Raw genomic sequence first — 20,877 nt, forward strand, 5'->3', positions numbered from 1 at the left:
GCTTATTTCACTCCTTTCGGCGCCTTTTGGTTCATAAAGCCAAACAGATAGCCCGCGACGCGGCGCATTTGAATTTCTTCGGCGCCCTCGGTGATGCGGTAGCGGCGGTGATGCCGATAGATGTGTTCGAAAGGCTTGTGGCGTGAGTAGCCCAAACCGCCATGAACCTGCATCGCGCGATCGGCCGCTTCGCAGCACAAGCGATTAGACCAAAAGTTGCACATCGATACCTTGTCCGAGGCGGCAAACGCGCCCTCGGTATCCATGATCCAAGCGGTTTTGTGTATCAGCGCTCGCAACATCTCGATTTGCGTTTGCAGCTCAACCAGCGGGAACTGTATGCCCTGGTTGGTCGCTAGCGGTTTGCCAAAAGGTTTGCGCTCTTTCGCGTACTGCACCGCTTCGGCAACGCAATACTGAGCAGCGCCGAGGCTTGATGCCGCCTGGCGAATACGGTTTTCGTTGAAGAAGTGCTGAATCACTTGGAGGCCTCGGCCTTCACCTCCGAAAATGGCACTCTCAGGAACCACCACCTCAGTAAAACTTACGGTACCGTGGTCTGATGGCATGTTGAAGGTCCACAAAAATTCTTCGATTTTGACGCCAGGTGCTTTCATGGGTACGAGAAAGGCGGTAATGCCCTGCGCATCCCCAGCTTTGCCAGAGGTGCGAGCCATGACCATATCGTACTCAGCCACATGAATGCCGGTGTTCCAAGTTTTTACGCCGTTAATCACGAAGTCATTGCCCCGGCGTATGGCCGTGGTTTCCATATGGGTAGCATCCGACCCGTGGTTGGGTTCAGTAATGCCAAACGCAAATCCTTTATTGCCCGTGGCAAGGCCATCGATCCAATGGGCTTTTTGTTCGGGCGTGCCGTATTCAAGCATCAGCAGCAAGCCGATATTGTTACCCACCACAGAATGCTCATTTTGCAGGTCGTTGTGTAAGCCTAAACCTTTGGCCGCTAAGTGCTCGCGGATAATTGCCATACCAAGATTGTTACCATTACGTCCTCCAAACTCGCTTGGGAAGGGGTAACGGTATACGCCGGCGGCATCGGCGCGGCGGCGAGCCTCTGCTAACAAAGCCTCCCATTCTTCTCGGGGCACACCACCCTCATCCCAATTGGTGCGGGCGTGTTCGCGACGGTGATCAAAAAAGCGGATGTTGTCATCGGCTTGCTCAAGGGGTTTGATCTCGGCTTCGATGAAAGCTTCGACTTCATTTAAAAAGGCTTGTAGTTCTTCCGGTATGCTAAAGTTCATAGGCATTTCCTACTGTCTGTTTCGGGTCTACCGCGCTCTGGTTGGGGCTCACTATCGAGCTCTTGTTGTCCTTAGGGCAGGCGGATTTGGCGACTTTCGGGTAACGCTTGGTACCAATATACGCCGTCTTCGTCCAAAAAGCGTTTGATGCGGCGCCGATCCTTTAAGCAGTTTAAGTGCGCAATGCTTTCGCCCGTCGCCATCATGATCATATCGTCGCCAATGACGCGCTGGAATAAGACCTCAAAGCAGTCAATCGCACGTTTAGGCTCGCTCAAATGTTCGTACAGCGCATCGAGGTCTCGCTCATGACCGTCGATTAATTGGGTTAAGCGTTTGTGCAGACCGTAAAAGGGGTTGCCGTGAGCCGGCAGCACCAGCAGGTCCTCGGGCAAGAGCTCTCTTATCCTGGCGTTAGACAGTAGCCATTCACGCAGTGGGTTGCCCTCGGGTTCGGTCGGGAACACGCTGACGTTGGAGGTAATTCTGGGTAGTACTTGGTCCCCCGATATTAAGCATTTGAGCGCGGGGCAATACAGTGAAATATGCTCAGGTGAATGGCCTTTACCCACAACCATTTGCCAGTAGTTACCATTAATTTCTAGATGGTCGCCATCAACGAGTCGGCGATACGAGTCTGGCAGCGGGTACACGACAGAGCCAAAGCCGCCAAAACGTTCACGGTAACTGCTAATCTGCTCGTCATTGAATCCAGCGCGATGATAAAAACGAATGCCGGCCTCAGGCGCTGCGCGCCCGGTGTCAGATACCAGCATGCGGCACATCGTGTAATCGGTACGCGACATCCACAGTTCGCAATCAAAGCGTTCGGTTAACCAGCCCGCAAGACCGACGTGGTCGGGGTGTAAGTGGGTGGCTATGACTCGGGTAATGGGTTTATTTTGCAATACGGTAGTGAAGAGTTCTTCCCATTGTTGGCGCGCTGATGACATGTTCATACAGGTATCGACAATGGTCCAGCCATCCTTGTCTTCCAGAAGCCATAAGTTAATGTGGTTAAGGGCCATGGGAAGCTCAAAACGCAGCCAGTGAACGCCGGGTGCGACCTCGCGAATCCAGCCATTGGCATCAGGTGCTGTGCGCCCGAACGGATAGCTTAAGCCTTGATAATGAACATTTTCTGTATCACTCATGTGATTTAACCTCTGTTGCACCCGTGACAAACAACGGGTTTATGCTACTGTTAGCATCTTGTTTACTCTAATGTGCTCATTGCCAAGTAACCTGAGCGCTTTATTCCCAACGGCTTCTTGAAGGATCCGCGGTGGCACGATGATAGATCAAGCGACAATTTCAGCCGTAGTCGTCGGCATCATTGTTCTTAGCATTATCGCTATGGCGGGTGCGGCGCATACCATCGGCCTCATTGTGTTTAAACGTAACGAACGCTCGCGGGGATGGCAATTCCTTTTTGCCGCGACGCTTTTGTTCATCGGTGCCTACATCGCGTTTGGCCTTGATCTGTATTGGCGAGGATTCAGTGTACACGACATTCTGTCTTCTCTGATCATGTTGGGCGGAAGTTTTTTTGGTCTGTTGTTGAGTCGACATTCGCTTGAATCAATCGATGGTTTGATTTCGTTCGGTAAGGTGGCCAACTACAATGCCTTGCACGACGACTTAACCGGTCTGCCCAATCGCGTTGCCTTTCGATCAGAGATGAGCCAAATCTTGGCCCATGCTCGAGATGAATCGCATCACTTTGCGGTGTTGGTGGCGGATCTCAATGGGTTCAAGGGGGTCAACGATACCTTGGGCCATTTTGTCGGTGATGGCGTGCTAGAAGAGCTGTCGCGACGGTTCAAGACAGTGTTACGCAGCGATGATTTTGTCGCGCGCTGGGGTGGTGACGAGTTTGCCTTTATATTGCCTTTAACTGATCGTATTGGTGCCGAAGAGGTTGCCGAAAAACTGATTTCAACCACCGACGATTACTTTTGCGTTGAAGAGCACGAGATTAGCATCGGCATTAGCATGGGGCTAGCGATGTTCCCTCTGCACGCCGATGACGGTGGCGAGCTTTTGCGCATGGCAGATACCGCGCTCTACGCGGCCAAAGCCAAGGCAGGGTCGAACGTTGCACTGTATGACCCCGCCAGTGATGACAACGCGACCCAGCGGTTAATGATGAACAAAAATCTACAGCTGGCACTGGCTCGTGATGAGCTCGAGTTGTTCTATCAGCCCATTATCAATATGCAAACCCAGCGCGTTACCAGTGTCGAAGCACTGTTGCGTTGGCACCATCCCGATCTAGGTCTACTGAACCCAGACGAATTTATGCGTTTGGCGGAGATGAGCGGACTCATTCGTCAAGTGACCCGCTGGACCATGGATCAAGCAGCTCGACAATTGCGCTTATGGCGTATGCGTGGACTCAACTTGGATGTCAGCATCAATTTGTCGATTTCGGACATACAAGATTTGAACGTTACGGCGCAACTGCGCAATGTGCTGGACAGACTGAACTTAGAGCCGGGTGCTTTAACCTTAGAAGTCACTGAAACCAGCATGATGACTGACCCCAATAAAGCACTCGAGAGCTTGCAGCGCCTAGATAAGATGGGTGCGATGATAGCGATTGACGACTTTGGTACCGGGTTTGCTTCGCTTTCATATTTGCGTCGAATACCCGCCAGAGCCGTTAAAATCGACAAGGCGTTTATCCAGCGTTTGTCAGATGAGGCCGACGACCGAATTATTGTGGAGTCGACCATTGCAATGGCGCATGCGCTGGATAAGGTAGTGGTCGCTGAGGGCGTTGAGGAGGCTTCAACTCTGCAGACCCTTCAAGAACTCGGCTGCGATTATGCGCAAGGCTTCTATATTGCCACACCGATGTCGATCGGTGATTTCGAGGAGTGGCTAGCTAATCCCGATAAGCCCTGGGGCGTAGGGCTACAAGCTTGAGATAAGTATCCTACCTCCTCGTTTAACTTGCCAGCAAAGACTGCCCCGGTATCGATTGGAGTAGCGTTTTGGTGTACGTCTGTTGGGGGTTGTTAAACAGAGCGTCGCCACTACCTTGCTCTACAATTTTGCCGTGGTATAACACAATAATTCGGTCCGCAATGTGCCTGACCACCGCGAGGTCATGCGATACGAATAGCATTGTGAGCCCATACTGTTGCCCCAATTCCAGCATCAAATCCAGAATTTGCGCTTGGATGGTCACATCCAATGCAGATACTGGCTCGTCTGCCACAATAAAGTCGGGTTTCGTCGCAAGCGCTCGACCAATAGCGATACGCTGCCTTTGGCCGCCAGAGAATTCGTGCGGATATTTGCGTATGAAGGCGCGAGCTAGGCCGACGTCATCCATGAGCTTCAACACGGCTTGCTCTACCGTCTTGCGAGATTCAATGCTGTGCAGAAGCAGCGGCTCGGCCAGCGTATCGTAAACACTCATGCGTGGGTTGAGTGAGGCATACGGATCTTGAAAGATCATCTGCATGCGCCGACGCATACTTTTTAGCCCGTCTTTGTCTAGGGCAGTCACATCGGTTCCTGCAAAATTGACGGTGCCCTCGGTTATAGGCAGTAGCCTGAGTATTGAGCGGCCAATCGTGGATTTACCCGAGCCCGATTCACCCACTAGCCCGAGAATTTCGCCTTTGTTAATTTGAAAGCTGACGTCATCGACCGCCTTAACTGTCTGTGAGGGGGTTTCGAAATACGTTTTTAAATTTTTGATCTCCACCAAAGGCTCAAGCACTTGACTGCTACCTTGCTTGGTACTGCTGGGGATTGCTGCTAACAGTTTCTGTGTATAGGGATGTTGCGCATGCTTGAAGATGGCTTCTCGATCCCCGCGTTCGACCAGGTGGCCCTTCTCCATTACGATAATTTGGTCGGCAATGTCAGCGACCACCGCGAGATCGTGGCTAATAAAAATCACGCCAATATCGCGCTTGGTTTGAAGTTCGGCAATGAGCTTGAGAATCTGCGCTTGAATGGTTACGTCTAAGGCCGTCGTTGGTTCGTCAGCAATGAGTAACTTGGGTTCATTAATTAGCGCCATCGCAATCATTACTCGCTGGCGCATACCGCCCGAAAACTCATGGGGATAATTGTTGATGGTGGTATCGGGGTCGCGAATACCCACCTCGACTAAGAGCTCTTTGGCGCGGTTCAGGGCGTCTTTTTTGCTCAAATCTTTGTGGTAGACCAGAGGCTCGATCAGCTGATCACCAATGGTCATAAAGGGATTGAGGCAGGTCATTGGGTCTTGGAAAATCATAGCGATGTCCCGACCCCGTATGGCTCGGAGTTCGGACTCAGACATTTGCAGTAAATCTTGTCCTTCGAAAAGCGCTTGACCCGATTCAACACTGGCCGGAGGTTGCGGCAAGAGCCCTAGTAAGCTGTAACAGGCCACCGATTTGCCCGAGCCTGATTCGCCAATGATAGCAGTGATTTGGCCTTTTTCGACGGCAAAGCTGATGTCGTTAACGGCGATGGTATGACCATTACGGGTATTAAAATCGACTCGCAGATTAGACACGGATAATAAACTCATGGGTGCTCCTTAATCTGCAGAACGACGCACGTCGAGCGCATCACGCAAGCCGTCGCCCAAAAAATTGAGTGCGAATAGGGTCAGTGTGAGCGCCATGCCTGGAAAGATCAGTAGCCACGGATATTCTTCCATGGTTTCCGCACCGTACGATATCAGCAGGCCCCATGAGGTTTTGGGTGGCTGAATGCCCAAGCCTAAAAAGCTCAAAAAGGCTTCTAACAGCATAACGCTTGGTATCGTCAGGGTGGTGTACACGATGATAGGGCCCAGCGCATTGGGAATTAAATGGCGACGAATAATCGTAGCAGGCGCTAAACCCAAGGAGATTGCCGCCTCCACAAACTCTTGCTTGCGTAAGGTTTGTACCTGACCACGCATGATACGAGCCATGGTCAACCACTCAACGGCGCCAATGGCCAAAAATAGCAGGAGCAAGTTGCGACCGAAGACAACCATCAGTAACACGATGAAAATCATGAAGGGTAGGGCATAAAGGATATCCACAATACGCATCATGACTGCGTCAACGCGGCCACCGACGTAGCCGGCAATAGCGCCCCAAGTCACCCCGATCAACAAGGCTACCGCGGTAGCCACAAACCCAACGGCCAGCGAGATACGGCCGCCGTACATGATCTGGGTCAGTAGATCTCTTCCAAAGATATCGGTACCAAGCCAATGCGCTGCAGAGGGTGGCGTTGCGCCTAAGTCCAAATTCTGTGCATCGTAGGCGTAGGGCGCTATCCAGGGGGTCAACAGCGCAATGAGCACGAAGCTGCTAAGAAGCCCAAGCCCAAACAGTGCCAGCTTATTCTTCTTGAGTCGACGCCATGCGTCTTCCCACAAGGATGTGCCTTTTTCGGCTTGTAGAGTCATGTCGGTCATAAATTATTCGCTTAATTGCGCGCGTAGCCGAGGGTTGAGCCACGCCGCTACCACGTCGGACAGTAAGTTAAACAGAACAATCAGTGTGGATAAAAATACAGTTGTTCCCAAGATCATGGTGTAGTCACGGTTGAAGGCCGCTTGCACGTAGAAGCGGCCGAGCCCTGGAATTTGAAAAATGGTTTCCACCACGAAGGAGCCCGCTAATAAGCCCGCAAATGCGGGGCCCAAAAACGCGACGACAGGCAGCATGCCACCTCGAAGCCCGTGCTTTATGACTACCTGCCACTCGGGTAGCCCTTTTGCTCGCGCGGTGCGGATGTAGTCTTGGCTGAGGACTTCCAGCATACCGGCGCGTGATAGACGAGCCACATAGGCAGCATAGGCGGCGCCTAGAGTAATGCTGGGCATCAGTTTGTCGCCAGGGATGTCGCCCCAGCCCGATACGGGGAGCCAGTCGAGCTCTATGCCGAACAGTAGTACGAGCAAGGGCCCCAATAAGAATGTGGGCATACAGATACCAATCATCGCCAGAGACATCGGGATGTAGTCTTGCAGAGTATTGGGACGCAGTGCCGCCAATATGCCCGAAAGGCCACCGATGATGAGTGCAATTAGCAGAGCGTAAGCACCCAGCTCTGCGGTTACCGGCAGACCTGATTCGATGAGTTCGTTAATGCTGCGTCCGGGGTATTTAAATGAGGGGCCGAGATCACCTTGCATTAAATCACCCAGGTAAGCGAAATACTGCTCGTGTAAGGGAAGATCAAGCCGGTACTGGCGCTCGAGCGCAGCTTTAACTTCTGGGATGACCGCTTTTTCTGCATCAAAAGGCCCACCAGGCGCCGCGCGGACCAAGAAAAAGGTCGCCGTAATGACAACAAAAATAACGGGGACGGCTTGCAGCAATCGACCGAAAATAAAACGCCACATGATTATTCTGCCTTGAGGGTTTCGTTTGGATCGAGCCAAACGTAGCGAATGTTAAGTGAGTCCATTAAGTTAGAGGGCATGCCTTTGACGCTTGGGTGTATTAAATGTTTGCTGGTGTAGGTGTAAATGGGAATGATGGGCATTTCCTCCATCAGCATGGTTTCGGCTTGGCGAAACAGGGCATATCGCTCTTCGCGCGTTGCTGCCTTTGGCGCTTCGCGCAAGATAATTTCGTTGTATTTCGGGTCGCTGTAACCCGTATTGTTATTTCCGCCTTCGGTGATAAATAGATCCAAGAAGTTGTTGGCATCGACGTAGTCGCCAATCCAGCCTCGGCGCGCGACTTGGAAGTTCATTTGGTTGACCGAGTCGAGATAAACCTTCCATTCTTGATTGGCAAGCGATACATCAATATTCAGGACGTCTTTCCACATTTGTTGGATAGCAACAGCGACTTTGCGATGGTTTTCGCTGGTGTTGTAGGTAAGTTCTAACCCCGGCCAGTTTTCGCCATTGGGGTAGCCCGCTTCAGCTAAGAGTTGACGCGCTTGCTCTGGGTCATAGCCAAAGGTCTTGGGCGGGAAGTAGCCCAGCGTATCTGGGGGTGTAATGGAGTATGCGGGGACATAGGCGTTTTGTAGCACCGTGCTGACGAGCGTATCGCGATCTACGGCCATAGAGAGCGCTTTGCGAACGCGCACATCGTTCATGGGTGCCTTTTGGGTGTTCAGCAAGTAGTAGTAAGTGCCCAAATAGGGGGCCTGCACAAAGGGCGAGTTGTCCATGCCCTTGTAAACGGGGATTTTGTCCAAGGGGACTTCGTTGGTGTAGTGCAGTTGACCGGCTCGGAACATACGCTCTTCGCTGGTGAGGTTCTCGGTAGGATAGAACATCACCGCATTGAGTTTAACGTTTTCGGCATTCCAGTAGAGTGGATTCTTCTCGACGCGGATGTAGCGGTTTAATTTCCATTCGGTTAAAACAAAGGGGCCGTTACTCACCATGTTGCCGACCCGCGTCCACGGGGTAAAGCGGTCGGTCGCGCCACCAAATTTGCTGACGGTGTCAGGATGTACCGCAAAGGTCGAGTAGTGGTCCATAAGCTGTATGAAGTAGGGGGTGGGTGCGTTCAGAGTCACCACCAGCGTCTGATCGTCTGCAGCTTGCACGCCCAATTGCTCGGCGTCATCGAGTTTGCCCGTTGCGTAAGCCTCGGCGTTCAGCAGGGGATATAGCATATAGGCATATTGGTTGCCCATGTTGGGATCAAGCGCACGGCGCCACGACCAGACGTAATCATGAGCCGTTACTGGGTCGCCATTCGACCAGCGCGCGTTAGGGTTGATGTGGAAAGTGATTTGTTTGCCGTCATCACTAATATCCCAGCTTTGGGCAACACCGGGCTCTGGCTCGAGGGTGTAAGGGTTTTTGACGGCGAGACCCTCAAACAGCGTTCGAATAATTTTGTTTTCAGGCACGCCCGTAACGACATGTGGATCGAGGCCTTGGGGTTCAGAGCCATTCCCGTAATGAAGCACACCTTCGCGGTTGCCTTGTTCTACTTTGGACTCACCGCCCATACACGCCGTAAGGCTAATTAAGCAAACTGCAACGAGTGCTCGAATCATCGACTGTACCACTGAGGCTTTCCTCTTTTTTGTGTCTTAGACTGCTTGCACGAATCGTACCGTAATGTTGCTCTGGGTGCGAAGCCTAATCTGTCACAAATTGGGATTTGACTGAACGGCTTTGGGTATTTGTTGGTCGACCCACACCAGCTGATTCAGCTGATATCCAAGCGCTTCGGCATCGTCTAGAAAGGCTTGTTTTACTTGGGCGCTCACGTCGGGGGTGCGGGATAATAACCACAAATACTCTTTGGTATTGCCCGTGACGAAGGCGTAGCGATAGTCAGGATCCAGCTTGAACACGACATAAGACGCATAAAAGGGACCAAAAAAGGAAACTTTCAGGTGCGCGGTGTCAGGCGAACCAACAAAATAGGCTTTGCCCTCGGCTTTTTGCCAACGCTGCTCAGCTGCGGAGTAACCTTGGTTGATAACATTTATGCCGCCGTCATCGCGGGCCGTGTAGGTCGCGGTTACGCTGTGCAGCCCCTTTTCAAAGCGATTTTCAATACGGGCAACTTCGTACCACTGGCCGAGGTAACGGCTCTGGTCAAAATTATTAATCGCAATAACACCCTCGGGCACTCCCGTACAGGCGCTAAGCCAGAGGCATAAAATTAACAGGCCAAAGTTTCGCATGCGTTTGATCCTAGTAATTGTGCCCTAAGCTCTGGGCGGCTGGTATTGGGCGATAGCCAGATATTCAAAAAATGCTGACCGAACGTCGGGTCGTCCAACCCTCCTAACGTTTGGCCGTTATAGTAAAACGTATTTGACCCTCCGGGTAAAACGATAAAGGTTAATGAATCCCCTTTTTTGACGTCAGGCAGCAAGGATTCAAGTGGCTTTAAGTAGGGCTCGTAGGTTTCAGGTGAGAGCCCCAGAGACTCCCATTCTCTCACCGTTTGTGTCACTAAAGCGGAACCTTTGATATCGCGAAGGTAATGGATTTCAAGCGCCACCGGTTCTTGGTAGCCTTCGTATTGGCCCGAGGGTGTCTTCAACCGCGAGTCGTATACATCGAAAAAAAGGACGGATAAGCGCGCCCGCCCGACCTCAAGCCAAGTGTTCGGGTCAACTTTTTCAGAGTTTGGAAAAGCAAAAAGCGGTGTACACCATAACAGGCTAAGTGTGAACACTAACGTGAGCGAGATCTTCATTATACAGTTGCCTTGCAAGCGTAAAAAACAAAGGAAGTAAGCAGGCCCAGATCACTGCCAACAGTAGCAGCGTGGGGATCAGTTCATAGCCAAATTCTACCGCACCAAAGCGATGCCCGGCAAAATAGCTGCTAGGGCCCCCGATCGCTCCAAATAAGGCGGCCAACAGCAGATGCCGATTTAAAAATTTGAGGCTGCGTACCAGGGTTGTGCTAAATCCAAGCCATAAAAGCACCAGCCACAGTGGTACAAAAGCATGGTTCGAAAACACAAATATTTCACTGCGCGTTAGAACGATATCAACCAATAGGCCAATGGTGGCGACTCTTGCCGCAAGCAAGCTGGTTTTTCCTAAATCTGGTGTGGCTAGGACAAGAATCACAAGCGCCGCGATGGTGAAGGGCAGCGCAGCGTCCTGACCGATACAGGCGAGGGCCCAAAAACCATTGAACGCTAAGGCGTTACCTACAGTGGTATTGTTCAGTTGAATCAAGCGCGCTCGCCAATAGGGCATCATTAAGTACTCAAATATTTGTGAGCTATACGAGTTGGGCAGCTAAGCGGATGAAATTTATTGGTTATGCCGGACTGTTGATTTCACTGCGCAGCGCCGTGATAACTTGCGCTAGCGATTCAGCTTGGTCGACAATGTGATTTTAATGTTAGTGTTGGAGGCTCCATGAAAGCCCTAAAAATCAGCTTTTTTACACTGCTTATGGTCGCTCTAGGCTTGATTGGTATGAGCGTTATATACGCTCCTCAAGGCTTCCCTGAGGGTTCGACGACCGATCAAAGGGCTGCTTTGACTTACTATTCGGTTGGCAGTGAAGCCATTTCGCTGCGCGACGATTCAAGGGGCACCCAAGTGAATAAAGAGGTGCCGGCGAAAGCGGGGCGCGAATTTTCGGGTTTGGTGTTTTTTCCTGACCTGGAATCCCCGCCAAAACAACAATTTCCCCTGGTGATTTATAGTCACGGATTTTCGTCTTCTCATAAAGGTGGTGAATACTTAGGGCGTTATCTGGCAGGCCTCGGTTTTGTGGTTGCCATGGTGGATTTTCCTTTGACTAACATGTACGCCGAAGGGGGGCCCTTTGTCAGAGATGTTGTGAATCAACCGGCAGACGTCTCGTTCTTGATTGATGTGCTACTGGATCGATCGCAGCGACAGAATGATACGTTGAGCGGACTTATCGATTCTGACCGGATCGGGGTGATGGGGGTATCGCTGGGAGGTTTTACCTCAACCCTATTGGCCTACCACCCTACGATGGGAGACCCAAGAGTCGACGCGGCGATTTCGATCGCAGGCCCCAGTTCGCTGTTTACCGATCGGTTTTTCACCTCGCGGTCGCTACCCTTCATGATGATAGCCGGTACCTTCGATGTGCTAGTGCCCTATCAAACCAATGCGGCGCCTATCCAAACGAAGTCGCCTGATGCCTGGCTAGTGAGTATCGAGGGTGGCGCACATACGGCCTTTTCAGGTCCCACCGCCGCATTTCGATTCTTGAATAACGTTGATGTGATTGGCTGTTGGGCTGTGCTACGCAATACCCAGGGTGATTTAGACGAGCCCTGGTACGATTTGCTGGGTGACGAGAGCATCGGTATCGACCAACAAGACCAACCGGTTTTGTGCGAGGATCCCGTGCCGAATGATGCGATGAACGTGGTTCAGCAGCAGTGGATTACCCAAGTTGCGGTGGGCGCCTTTTTTGAAATGACGCTGTCACGTGACGCTCGGAAACAAGGTGTTGCCAGGGAATTTTTGGCAAATACCTTTGCAAGTGAAATTGCTGAGGTGCAGGTAAGCACCCCAGCAGCTCACACTATTTCTGCCCTAAGTGGTGGAGGGTAAAGGCAAAAATATCAACGTACTGATCAATGATTTTCGATGTTGGCGTTCCTGCCCCGTGGCCGGCATCGGTTTCAATGCGAATCAGTACAGGCGCGTCGCCGGCTTGCTTATCTTGCAGGTGCGCCGCAAATTTGAATGAGTGTGCGGGTACCACTCGATCGTCGTGATCGGCCGTTGTCACGAGTGTCGCTGGGTAGTGCACACCCGCTCTGACATTGTGAACTGGCGAGTAACCGAGAAGGTACTGAAACATCTCGGCAGAGTCGTTTGCGGTACCGTAGTCGTAGGCCCAGCCCGCTCCGGCTGTGAATGTGTGGTAACGCAACATATCCATGACGCCTACAGCGGGAAGTGCAACTGCGGCAAAGTCGGGTTGTTGGGTCATGACTGCGCCGACCAATAAACCGCCGTTTGAACCGCCCCGAATCGCCAATCTGCTGTGGCTTGTATATCCTTGCTCGACCAAATAATTACCCGCGGCGATGAAATCATCAAAGACGTTCTGCTTTTGCATTTTGGTGCCCGCGAGGTGCCACGCCTTGCCATATTCGCCACCCCCACGCATATTCGCCACGGCGTAGATGCCGCCTTCTTCCAGCCAAGCGGCAATGGTGGATGAAAAGCTGGGCGTAAGACTAATATTAAATCCCCCGTAGCCGTAGAGCATGGCCGGGTTTTCCCCATTCAAAGCCAGCCCCGTTTTGTGGGTAATAATCATCGGCACGCGGGTGCCATCTTTTGAGGTGTAAAATACTTGCTTTGACTCGTAGTCGCCGCTAGCAAATTGGGCTTTCGATGCGCGATACACTGCGGTCTCGCCCGAATTGGGATCAAGGCTGTAAAGGGTCGATGGCGTTTTATAGTTGGTGAATGTGTAATACAGCGTATCGGCGCCTACCTTACCCGATAGACCGGAAGCTGTTCCCGGGCCGGGTAGGTCGATCGTGCGTACTTTTTCGCCTGCGGTGTCGTACTGCGTGATATGGGATATCGCATCCACCATGTAGTGCGCGAAGAAATAGCCGCCACCCGTGCTTAGGTCTAATACATTGGCGGTTTCAGGTATTACGTCACTCCAGGCATCAGGCGTTGGACTGCTGAGAGTCGCTCGCGCAAGTTTTGTGTTGGGGGCGTCTAGATTCGTTTGAAAAAACAGCGTATCGCCCTCGGTGTGTACCAGCGAGGTATCCGACCCCTCGTGATCCAATATCGTGATGAGCGCCTGAGTCTCAGCACTGAGGTCTTGAAGGTAAAGCTCGTTACCCGAGGTTGTGTTAGCCGCATAAATGGCTAAGTAGCGATTGTCTTCGCTGACACTGCCTGAAACGTAGCGATATTTTTGATCTGCGTCGGCCCCAAATACCAAGATGTCCTGCGAGGTGGGTGTGCCAATTGCGTGATAGTAGAGTTTGTGGTGGTCAGTTTTAGCCGATAGCTCGCTGCCATCCGGCTGGTCGTAACGGCTAAAGTAAACTCCCTCGTTGCCGCGCCAGCTGATACCACTGAATTTGACGTTGCGAATGACCTCGTCAACGGGTTCCCTGGTTGCGGTATCAATAATATGAATGGTGCGCCAATCGCTACCGCCTTCGGATAGCTGATACGCCGCCATAGAGCCGTCGTCTGAAAAGCGCAGTGAAGACATTGATACCGTGCCGTCGTCGCTGAAGGTATTAGGGTCTAAAAAGATTTCTTCTTCCGTCGATCCGTTCTTGATTCGATATACTACCGATTGGTTTTGTAGTCCGTCATTGCGGTAAAAGTAGGTGTAGTCGCCTTCGATAAAAGGTGCGCTTTCTCGCTCGTAATCCATCAGGCGAGTCAAGCGGTCGCGCAGGCGGTCCCGACCTGGCAGTTGCTGCAAGTAAGCTTGGGTCACTTGGTTCTGAGCTTTGACCCAGGCGCCAGTTTCTTCGCTGCGGTCGTCCTCAAGCCAGCGATAGGGGTCGATAACCTCTGTGCCAAAGTACACATCGCTGACGGGCTTTTTCTGCGTTATCGGGTAGTCCTGCAAGCTGATCGAATTAGCTTGGTTGGTTGTTGCAACGGGATCTGAGCAGGCCGAAATTAAAGCGCTAGTCAAAACGGTTGCGGCGAGTAATTTTGAGGATTTTGTCATTTTACTACGTCCTTTTGATAGACGATGTTCACAGGGTAAATTGGCGCCTTAATTTGCTTTGGATTGAGGCCTGCGACGTCGTTTGCATGATCTCTAAGCGCACTCAGTCGCGTCGTAGGATCGGGGTGCGTACTTAAAAATTCGGGCGGACGTTTGTCGCTAAGATCTCCCATTTTGCGCCACAGGGTAACGGCAGCTTGTGGGTCGTATCCTGCCAGTGTCGCCAGTTCGAGGCCTATCGTATCTGCTTCTGATTCGGCCGTGCGGCTGTTGGGGAGTTGTAGTGCCAGAACGGCCGCCAGCTGTGCCCCTTGGTTAGCCGCGCTATTACCATCGCTCGCTGCGTTGACAGCACTTAAGCCAATCTGCATGGCGACGGCACGAGACATTTGCTCGGCGGTATGGTTGGCGAGTGCGTGGGCAATTTCGTGGCCCATGATTTGAGCGAACTCATCGTCGGTGAGTTTAAGCTGTTCGAATAAGCCGGTATAAACCGCCATTCGGCCACCCGCCATACACCAGGCATTGACCATTTCGGGGTCGTCAATCAAGGCGACGCTCCAGTCCCACGTGCGGCTTGAGGGATAGTGATCGTGTGCGGTACTCACTAGACGCCCTGTAATACGCTGTACTCGATCGGCTAGGCGGTGATCCGACGAAAGCTGCTCCTTGCTCTCGAGTTGCTTCAGAGTATCGGCGTAAGCTTTTTGCGATTGCACAATCGCCGCTTGAGGCGAGATGATCATAAACTGCGAACGACCTGTTGGACTGGTGGAGCAAGCGCCTAAGAGCAGCGCTGAGACAATAACCAAAAAACGCATGGCCACAATTCCTGTACTAACCGGGCTCGGATTCTGCACCCGCGGTAACGCGCAGTAAACCTTTAAATATTCGCGATGGTGAGCTCTCACCCATGATGACGCGGTAGACGTCGGATACGATTGGCATTTCGATATCTTTTTGGGCTGCGATTTCGAGCACCACGGGGGCGCTTTTTAAGCCTTCGGCTACCATGAACATGCTATCGGTGATTTCTTGCACTGTCTTGCCCTTGGCTAATTGCATTCCGACGGTGCGATTACGGCTTTGATCGCTGGTACAGGTCGCAATCATGTCGCCCATACCCGCTAAGCCCGCGAAGGTCTCTGTTTGCCCGCCAAGAGCGACACCGAGACGGGTAATTTCCGCTAGGCCTCGAGTGATCAGAGCGGAACGCGTGTTGTCGCCAGCCCCCAGACCATCGCCCATCCCCACCGCAATCGCGATGACATTTTTCAGTACACCACCCAGCTCGCAACCAATCACGTCAGGGTTGGTATAACATCGGAACAAGCCGCTACTGAAAACGTTTTGAAGCGAACGCATGATGATAGGGTCTTCCATGGCCAGAACGCTGGCGGCCGCCTGTCCGGCCATGATTTCGCGCGCGAGATTCGGGCCGGTTAACACGCCAGCAGGGTGCCCGGGTAAAACTTCATGGATGATTTCCGTCATGCGTTTTTGGGTGCCGTGCTCTAAGCCTTTGGTCAGGCTCACTACGGGTACCCAAGCGCGAATGCAACCGGCCACTTCGTTTAAGACGCTTCTGAAATGCTGCGACGGAACGGCCATAACGACCACGTCGGCGTTTTGCACTACCGCGTGGATATCGCTGTCTGCTGTAAGTTTGGGTGATAAGTTAGCCCCTGGTAAATAGGTGCTATTGGTATGAAAGTGATTAATCTCTGTCACAGTTTGGGGGTTGCGAGCCCAGAGGGTAGCGTGGGTGTTGCGCGACACTAAGTGGGCAACAGTTGTCCCCCAAGATCCACCTCCAAGAACGGCTACATTCAAATCCATACGTTTACTCTTATTGTAGTGTCTGCGTCAGCGCCATTGCTTTAATGGCCTCCAAGCGGCGAAGGATATCACGGATCTGTATCGCTAAGGTGCGCCGTTGCTCGCCAGTTTCTGAGCTTGTATGTTGGTGCAGGCCCTTGTGCTCTAACAGTTGATAGCCATTTTGGAATAATAGCTTCGCAATCGAAGATTCACTGCTGATTCGGCGCTGTAAATAGGCCTGCCTGCCTAGCTTCAGCGCCTGTTCGGTAAAGGCTTTGCTGTCGAGGTCTTGTTCATTGAGTTGGCATGCCAAGTCGGCGACAACGCTGTAAGCTTCGGTAAAGATCAACAGCGTTTGATGTGCGACCAAAGGTTTGATGGCGCGCAGTATGTCATCGCCTTGGATGTGGGCACGCTCTAGTTGATTGAGAGCATCTGGAAAATGGCGATTTAATTCGTCTTCGATTTCGGCGCGGAACAGCTCGGTCGGAGAATAAAAGAATTCAAACTTGAAGGTGTCGCGTAACGATTCGACTTCGTGCCAAAAAGCGGTCACCGCATCGGTACCGCTCAGTTCGCGAATTTTCATGATCGCCAGTTCGATAATGGCTTGATGCACAAAAAAGTGAATGATGCTGTTGCGGTAGTAGCTGGCGATAGGGTGTTGATTTTGCTCGATACCGTACACGGTTTCTGGTCCCGCGTCGTAGCGCGTGATAATTCGCTCTGAAATCATTAGTCCCAGCACACCCTCTAGATTAGAGCTGATGTCTTTTTGTAGATCGTCTGACATAAAGATCTGGCGCTGGTGAGCCCAAGTCACAAGCGTTTCGAGTTCTTTCACAACCTCGGCTTCTGTGAGGGCCCGTGGGGCGACACCCAAAAGGCATAGAGAAATCAAGGCGGGGAAGGTTATGGGGGTAACCTTGTTCGCCTCTACGGCAACTTCAAATGCGATTTTGGCGAGTGCCAGTTTGTCGTCCGGATCTGGCGCACTTTCTAGGACGACGGGTTTGCCGACGTTCATATACACTCGACCCATGGGCCTAGCGAGGCTTTTCACATAGCCGATAAACCACATCAGGGACTCCGCTTTTTTTACGCGGCCTGCTTGCTCAGTCGCGTACTCTTCCACGTCGCGTATTAGATCGTAGCTGATTGATACAGGTGTGATGTGAATATTTTTGGCATCGGTCGCGTGACACGCTTCAAGAACGTACTTTAAAAGACCATAGCGCGGCGGCATGAGTTTACCAACGCGTGAGCGAGTCCCCTCGAAAGACCAGTTCATGGGGAAGCGTTTTTCCATCAAGTAACCGATGTACTGGCGCAACACCATTTTGTAAACCGGGTTATCTTGGAAGCTGCGACGAATAAAAATCCCACCGGCACGGCGTAACAAGAAGCCCAGGCCAGCAAAGCTTAAGTTTGCACCTCCAAACATATGTGGCATTGGGAAATCGTTTTCGTACAGCACCTTTGGCACCACCATACCATCTAAGTAGGTTTTATGAGTCCACAGCAAAATAGAGGGGTGGTCGCGTACTTGGGCGCGTAAGGTTTCGATTTCGGTTTGGCTCACAACGACATCATCTTCGTAGGCGAGACCCAAACAGTACTGATTAAATTTGGCGTAAAAATCTAACCAGAAGGTTGAAGGGTTGGAAATCATCTCCTTCATATAGGTTTCGGCTTCCCGGGCCGTACTGCTGATAGAGCGCCCCGTTTCGGCGGCGACTTCGCGCAAGGATTGTTTAAAACGACGGCGATTGCGCAGATTGGCGGCGATAAAACGGGGTACCTTATAGCGTCCACCTTGCTGCTTTCGTTCAGCAATATCTAAAACTAGGGCGGCTTGCCGTGCAACGAATTCAGCGAATGCTGCCTGCGCGTCGGGGTCGTGGTCGGCAAGTTTAATAAAGCGTTCGCGCAAGTTGGCGACTGTATCGGGCTGCCCAGTTAAAAACGTCGCACGTTGTGGTTTGTTGCGCAGGATGCGCTTACCTCTGGCGGCTCTTGGGCGTCGCGGGTCGCCAAATACCAGGTCGCGCAATCTGGGACCCGAGGCAATGGCTTTAGCCGAAGGCCGCCATGCGATTCGAATGGGCACGACAAGCGTATCGTCGGATTGTGCTTGTATACTGTCGGCGATCTCTGTTTTTACAACCAGTTGTTTATCCATCAAGACCAGTGCGCAATATTCTGGCGTTCGGCCTTGTGTGTTGTGATAACTAAGCCACTCTAACAGTTGCCTGCGCTCGAAGCGGTTGCGTGCATCCATGATAAAAAAGACTGGGCCATTGTGTGCACTGGGCCATGGATTCGTTTCTGCCGCTTGTTGGGTCAATGCCATAGTATGCCGCTAGTGATTGGACTCGTTACGTGTTTTTACACCTCTTGCGCTGGATTTGGCAAGTGAGTTTCGCGTTTTGGTGGCACGCGGTTTGCGCGCTTTGCTCTGTGTGGCGGGCGTATTGTTCTTGGCCGCTGAAGGCTCGGCTTGACCCAGTGCTTCCAGATACAATTGACGCACATCGTTCACGTGCTGGTCTATGTCTTCGAGGCGCCAATGTTTTGTCTCAATGGGCTCGAGCACTTCTACTCTGACTTTGCCAGGTCTGAACACAAAATCGCCTTTGGGGGCGATATCACTCGCGTTGTGGATCACAATGGGTACGATCGGAACACCCGCTTGCATGGCTAAGTGAAACGCGCCTTTTTTGAAGGCACCCAATTTGCGAGTCGTCGAGCGCGTGCCCTCTGGTGCCAAAACCACCGATTTGCCCTCATTTTGCATCACATCCACCAAGGGTTTCATGGCAGCAATAGCCGACTCGGCATTTTTGCGGTCGATCATAACCACGCCCCCCCACTCCATCACTTTGCCGATGATGGGGAGCTTTTTAATCTCTTGCTTGCCCACCCCGGCCATGTCTTGCCGCACCAGTTTGGCCGCGATAATCACGTCGGTCTTGCTTTGGTGGTTAAAAATAAATACCGCGGGCCGCTGCTTCCAGATGTTTGCCTCGCCTTTAACATCAAGCTCTAGACCAACCAGGGCGCTCGCTGTTTCCGCGAACAGCGCGTACGAGAAATTTCGGCTCTGGCGCATAGAGCCTGTCAAAGCAAATACGGGAATGCCGGCGGCAAAGGCAGACACGACGCTGGTTGTGGCCGCCAGTGAACGAATAAATTGGCTGAGCGTTGGGGTGCCTCTGCTGTCAAATGATGCTTGAGCCCAATGATTCTCGCGCGCCATTTCGCGCAGAGCTCTGGAGGGGTTCAGTGCCACCGGGTGTCCACTGGCAATTAATAGTTCACTGTCGTCGGTGCTGTCTGAGTAAAAAAATGTGTTGGCTAAACGGCCTTTGGTTTGCTTTAACAGTTTTTTGGCCGCGTCAACTTTGCCTGTGCCGAAGCAGGGGGGGCCATCAATGTCGCCGGTGAAAGTATCATTGTTTACGGCGAGCTCAGTGCAGTAAATGTGATCGATGCCGAGATCTCGTGCAGCGGGCTCAACTTGAAAACGGGTCGCTGACGAGACAAGAGCAATGGTGTGCCCGGCCGCCTTGTGGGCATCGATAAGTTGGCGTGCTTCAGGGTACACCAAACGACCAATGTGTTTGTCGTACACGGTTTGGGCGAAGGTGTCGTAGTCTGTTTTGGAGTAGCCGGCCATGAACTGAGCGGTCAGAGCGATGAGGCTGGCGAAGTCAATATTACCGAAACCAAACTGGGTCATCGCCTGCAGGGTGCTCATCAGATCTTTGATGTCTAAATCGCCTTTCATCACCTGAGCGCGAAGAAAATGAAAAGCGGAATACCCATAGATAATCGTGCCGTCAAAATCAAATAAGGCCGCAGTTTTTGGTCCTTTTGGAGCGGCCTCAATGGCGCCGATAAGTTCATTGATCTTCGACATGTCGCAATCCTCGTGCTGAGATGCTAAGACTAGAGCGAATTGTGCCAATTGTCACATGAGCATTTAGCAAGTTTTACCGTTCCCAAGCCTTAGGCGAAGAGCTCGTCAAAGTGATGTATGGCTTGGTGCAGTGTATCCGTTTTGATGGTGTGTCTCGAATCGGGCTGCTTTAAGGTAATGAGGTATTCGATTCCAAACTGCTTGGCCGCGCTCAAGACGGTTTCGTTATCATCGATGAGTACTGTCCGTTTAGGATTAATAGGATGGGCACTTGCGAAACTGTGCCAGAACGCTTGCGATTCTTTTGGTGCTTGAAACTGATGTGAGGTCACTAGGTGATCGAAATAGGGCCTGAGATCAATGTTCGAAAGTTTGGAATCGAGCACGACTTGATGTGCATTCGTCACCAGAAAAATCTGTTTATCTTGCGCCTTTAAGAAGTCTAAAAACTCGAAAACCTGAGGCCTTGCACTCGATTGGTGAGCTGTGTTGCGCACATGCTCATGCACATCAAAGCCTAGGGTCTTACTCCAGTGGTCAATGCAGTACCACTGGAGCGTCCCTTCGGTTGCGCTCATTTTGGTATGCAGTTGGCTCTTTGCTTCATCGAGCCCGAGACCTTGTATCTTAGCGAAGACCTCAGGTATGTGCTCTAGCCAAAAGTGATTATCGTAAGCGAGGTCGAGTAGAGTTCCGTCCATGTCGAGTAGGACCGTATCCACTGCTGTCCAATCCAGCAT

General features: G+C 51.9%; 17 protein-coding genes. 2 read left to right on the forward strand and 15 right to left on the reverse strand.

Annotation, left to right across the window (positions count from 1 at the left end; translation table 11 throughout):
- Nucleotides 1–2: 2 nt before the first annotated feature.
- Together EYZ66_RS01620 and EYZ66_RS01625 are read right to left on the reverse strand one after the other, a co-directional pair.
- Nucleotides 3–1,268 carry an acyl-CoA dehydrogenase family protein gene (locus EYZ66_RS01620; RefSeq protein WP_009576909.1) on the reverse strand — a complete coding sequence of 422 codons (1,266 nt, stop codon included), beginning with the start codon at nt 1,266–1,268 and terminating at the stop codon, nt 3–5.
- Nucleotides 1,269–1,339: 71 nt separating this feature from the next.
- Nucleotides 1,340–2,422, reverse strand: a complete 1,083-nt coding sequence (locus tag EYZ66_RS01625) for an MBL fold metallo-hydrolase (protein ID WP_009576908.1) — start codon at nt 2,420–2,422, stop codon at nt 1,340–1,342.
- Nucleotides 2,423–2,561: 139 nt separating this feature from the next.
- Between EYZ66_RS01625 and EYZ66_RS01630 the strand changes: the two genes are divergently transcribed.
- On the forward strand, nt 2,562–4,199 hold the full coding sequence (locus EYZ66_RS01630) for a putative bifunctional diguanylate cyclase/phosphodiesterase (protein ID WP_160195566.1): 1,638 nt from the start codon (nt 2,562–2,564) through the stop codon (nt 4,197–4,199).
- Between the two features lie 22 nt (nt 4,200–4,221).
- Here EYZ66_RS01630 and EYZ66_RS01635 read toward each other — a convergent pair whose 3' ends face one another.
- The 7 genes from EYZ66_RS01635 to EYZ66_RS01665 all read right to left on the reverse strand — a co-directional run bounded on the left by EYZ66_RS01635 (nt 4,222) and on the right by EYZ66_RS01665 (nt 10,931).
- Nucleotides 4,222–5,808 carry an ABC transporter ATP-binding protein gene (locus EYZ66_RS01635; RefSeq protein WP_009576964.1) on the reverse strand — a complete coding sequence of 529 codons (1,587 nt, stop codon included), beginning with the start codon at nt 5,806–5,808 and terminating at the stop codon, nt 4,222–4,224.
- 9 nt (nt 5,809–5,817) lie between these two features.
- Nucleotides 5,818–6,693: an ABC transporter permease gene (locus EYZ66_RS01640; RefSeq protein ID WP_009576965.1), complete on the reverse strand. Its 876-nt coding sequence runs from the start codon at nt 6,691–6,693 to the stop codon at nt 5,818–5,820.
- Nucleotides 6,694–6,696: 3 nt separating this feature from the next.
- Nucleotides 6,697–7,626 carry an ABC transporter permease gene (locus tag EYZ66_RS01645; RefSeq protein WP_009576966.1) on the reverse strand — a complete coding sequence of 310 codons (930 nt, stop codon included), beginning with the start codon at nt 7,624–7,626 and terminating at the stop codon, nt 6,697–6,699.
- Between the two features lie 2 nt (nt 7,627–7,628).
- Entirely contained in the window at nt 7,629–9,254 is a 1,626-nt protein-coding gene (locus EYZ66_RS01650; protein ID WP_040817541.1) for a peptide ABC transporter substrate-binding protein, read from the reverse strand.
- 93 nt (nt 9,255–9,347) lie between these two features.
- Complete coding sequence (locus tag EYZ66_RS01655) at nt 9,348–9,893, reverse strand: lipocalin family protein (RefSeq protein WP_009576968.1); 546 nt, start codon at nt 9,891–9,893, stop codon at nt 9,348–9,350.
- Nucleotides 9,872–10,258, reverse strand: a complete 387-nt coding sequence (locus EYZ66_RS01660; protein ID WP_158027018.1) for a chalcone isomerase family protein — start codon at nt 10,256–10,258, stop codon at nt 9,872–9,874. Before EYZ66_RS01660 ends, EYZ66_RS01655 begins: the two co-directional genes overlap by 22 nt.
- Before the next feature lie 121 nt (nt 10,259–10,379).
- Nucleotides 10,380–10,931 (reverse strand): DUF2878 domain-containing protein, encoded by a 552-nt coding sequence (locus EYZ66_RS01665; RefSeq protein ID WP_009576970.1) that lies wholly within the window; start codon nt 10,929–10,931, stop codon nt 10,380–10,382.
- A 162-nt stretch (nt 10,932–11,093) separates the two neighbouring features.
- Between EYZ66_RS01665 and EYZ66_RS01670 the strand changes: the two genes are divergently transcribed.
- The gene (locus EYZ66_RS01670) at nt 11,094–12,275 is read left to right on the forward strand and encodes an alpha/beta hydrolase family protein (RefSeq protein ID WP_009576971.1); all 1,182 of its coding nucleotides are present in this window, start codon (nt 11,094–11,096) and stop codon (nt 12,273–12,275) included.
- Here the strand turns inward: EYZ66_RS01670 and EYZ66_RS01675 are convergent.
- The 6 genes from EYZ66_RS01675 to yrfG all read right to left on the reverse strand — a co-directional run bounded on the left by EYZ66_RS01675 (nt 12,247) and on the right by yrfG (nt 20,877).
- Complete coding sequence (locus tag EYZ66_RS01675; protein WP_160195567.1) at nt 12,247–14,394, reverse strand: prolyl oligopeptidase family serine peptidase; 2,148 nt, start codon at nt 14,392–14,394, stop codon at nt 12,247–12,249. The two genes, EYZ66_RS01670 and EYZ66_RS01675, sit on opposite strands and share 29 nt — an antisense overlap.
- Nucleotides 14,391–15,215, reverse strand: a complete 825-nt coding sequence (locus EYZ66_RS01680) for a M48 family metallopeptidase (RefSeq protein ID WP_009576973.1) — start codon at nt 15,213–15,215, stop codon at nt 14,391–14,393. Before EYZ66_RS01680 ends, EYZ66_RS01675 begins: the two co-directional genes overlap by 4 nt.
- Nucleotides 15,216–15,231: 16 nt before the next feature.
- Complete coding sequence (locus tag EYZ66_RS01685) at nt 15,232–16,233, reverse strand: NAD(P)H-dependent glycerol-3-phosphate dehydrogenase (protein ID WP_009576974.1); 1,002 nt, start codon at nt 16,231–16,233, stop codon at nt 15,232–15,234.
- 10 nt (nt 16,234–16,243) lie between these two features.
- Nucleotides 16,244–18,568, reverse strand: coding sequence for a glycerol-3-phosphate 1-O-acyltransferase (locus tag EYZ66_RS01690; RefSeq protein WP_009576975.1), 2,325 nt, complete (start codon nt 18,566–18,568; stop codon nt 16,244–16,246).
- 9 nt (nt 18,569–18,577) lie between these two features.
- On the reverse strand, nt 18,578–20,137 hold the full coding sequence (locus tag EYZ66_RS01695; protein ID WP_009576976.1) for an HAD-IB family hydrolase: 1,560 nt from the start codon (nt 20,135–20,137) through the stop codon (nt 18,578–18,580).
- Between the two features lie 89 nt (nt 20,138–20,226).
- On the reverse strand, nt 20,227–20,877 hold the full coding sequence (yrfG, locus tag EYZ66_RS01700) for a GMP/IMP nucleotidase (protein ID WP_009576977.1): 651 nt from the start codon (nt 20,875–20,877) through the stop codon (nt 20,227–20,229).

The sequence above is a fragment of the Aequoribacter fuscus genome, from assembly GCF_009910365.1.
Lineage (GTDB): Bacteria > Pseudomonadota > Gammaproteobacteria > Pseudomonadales > Halieaceae > Aequoribacter > Aequoribacter fuscus.

What these genes read in the sequence shown, in the direction of transcription:
- EYZ66_RS01675 (WP_160195567.1), bottom strand. Translation starts at nt 14,394, where the DNA reads ATGACAAAATCCTCAAAATTACTCGCCGCAACCGTTTTGACTAGCGCT.
- EYZ66_RS01680 (WP_009576973.1), bottom strand. Translation starts at nt 15,215, where the DNA reads ATGCGTTTTTTGGTTATTGTCTCAGCGCTGCTCTTAGGCGCTTGCTCC.
- EYZ66_RS01635 (WP_009576964.1), bottom strand. Translation starts at nt 5,808, where the DNA reads ATGAGTTTATTATCCGTGTCTAATCTGCGAGTCGATTTTAATACCCGT.
- EYZ66_RS01685 (WP_009576974.1), bottom strand. Translation starts at nt 16,233, where the DNA reads ATGGATTTGAATGTAGCCGTTCTTGGAGGTGGATCTTGGGGGACAACT.
- EYZ66_RS01650 (WP_040817541.1), bottom strand. Translation starts at nt 9,254, where the DNA reads ATGATTCGAGCACTCGTTGCAGTTTGCTTAATTAGCCTTACGGCGTGT.
- EYZ66_RS01655 (WP_009576968.1), bottom strand. Translation starts at nt 9,893, where the DNA reads ATGCGAAACTTTGGCCTGTTAATTTTATGCCTCTGGCTTAGCGCCTGT.
- EYZ66_RS01645 (WP_009576966.1), bottom strand. Translation starts at nt 7,626, where the DNA reads ATGTGGCGTTTTATTTTCGGTCGATTGCTGCAAGCCGTCCCCGTTATT.
- EYZ66_RS01665 (WP_009576970.1), bottom strand. Translation starts at nt 10,931, where the DNA reads ATGATGCCCTATTGGCGAGCGCGCTTGATTCAACTGAACAATACCACT.
- EYZ66_RS01630 (WP_160195566.1), top strand. Translation starts at nt 2,562, where the DNA reads ATGATAGATCAAGCGACAATTTCAGCCGTAGTCGTCGGCATCATTGTT.
- EYZ66_RS01690 (WP_009576975.1), bottom strand. Translation starts at nt 18,568, where the DNA reads ATGGCATTGACCCAACAAGCGGCAGAAACGAATCCATGGCCCAGTGCA.
- yrfG (WP_009576977.1), bottom strand. Translation starts at nt 20,877, where the DNA reads ATGCTGGATTGGACAGCAGTGGATACGGTCCTACTCGACATGGACGGA.
- EYZ66_RS01640 (WP_009576965.1), bottom strand. Translation starts at nt 6,693, where the DNA reads ATGACCGACATGACTCTACAAGCCGAAAAAGGCACATCCTTGTGGGAA.
- EYZ66_RS01670 (WP_009576971.1), top strand. Translation starts at nt 11,094, where the DNA reads ATGAAAGCCCTAAAAATCAGCTTTTTTACACTGCTTATGGTCGCTCTA.
- EYZ66_RS01625 (WP_009576908.1), bottom strand. Translation starts at nt 2,422, where the DNA reads ATGAGTGATACAGAAAATGTTCATTATCAAGGCTTAAGCTATCCGTTC.
- EYZ66_RS01695 (WP_009576976.1), bottom strand. Translation starts at nt 20,137, where the DNA reads ATGTCGAAGATCAATGAACTTATCGGCGCCATTGAGGCCGCTCCAAAA.
- EYZ66_RS01620 (WP_009576909.1), bottom strand. Translation starts at nt 1,268, where the DNA reads ATGAACTTTAGCATACCGGAAGAACTACAAGCCTTTTTAAATGAAGTC.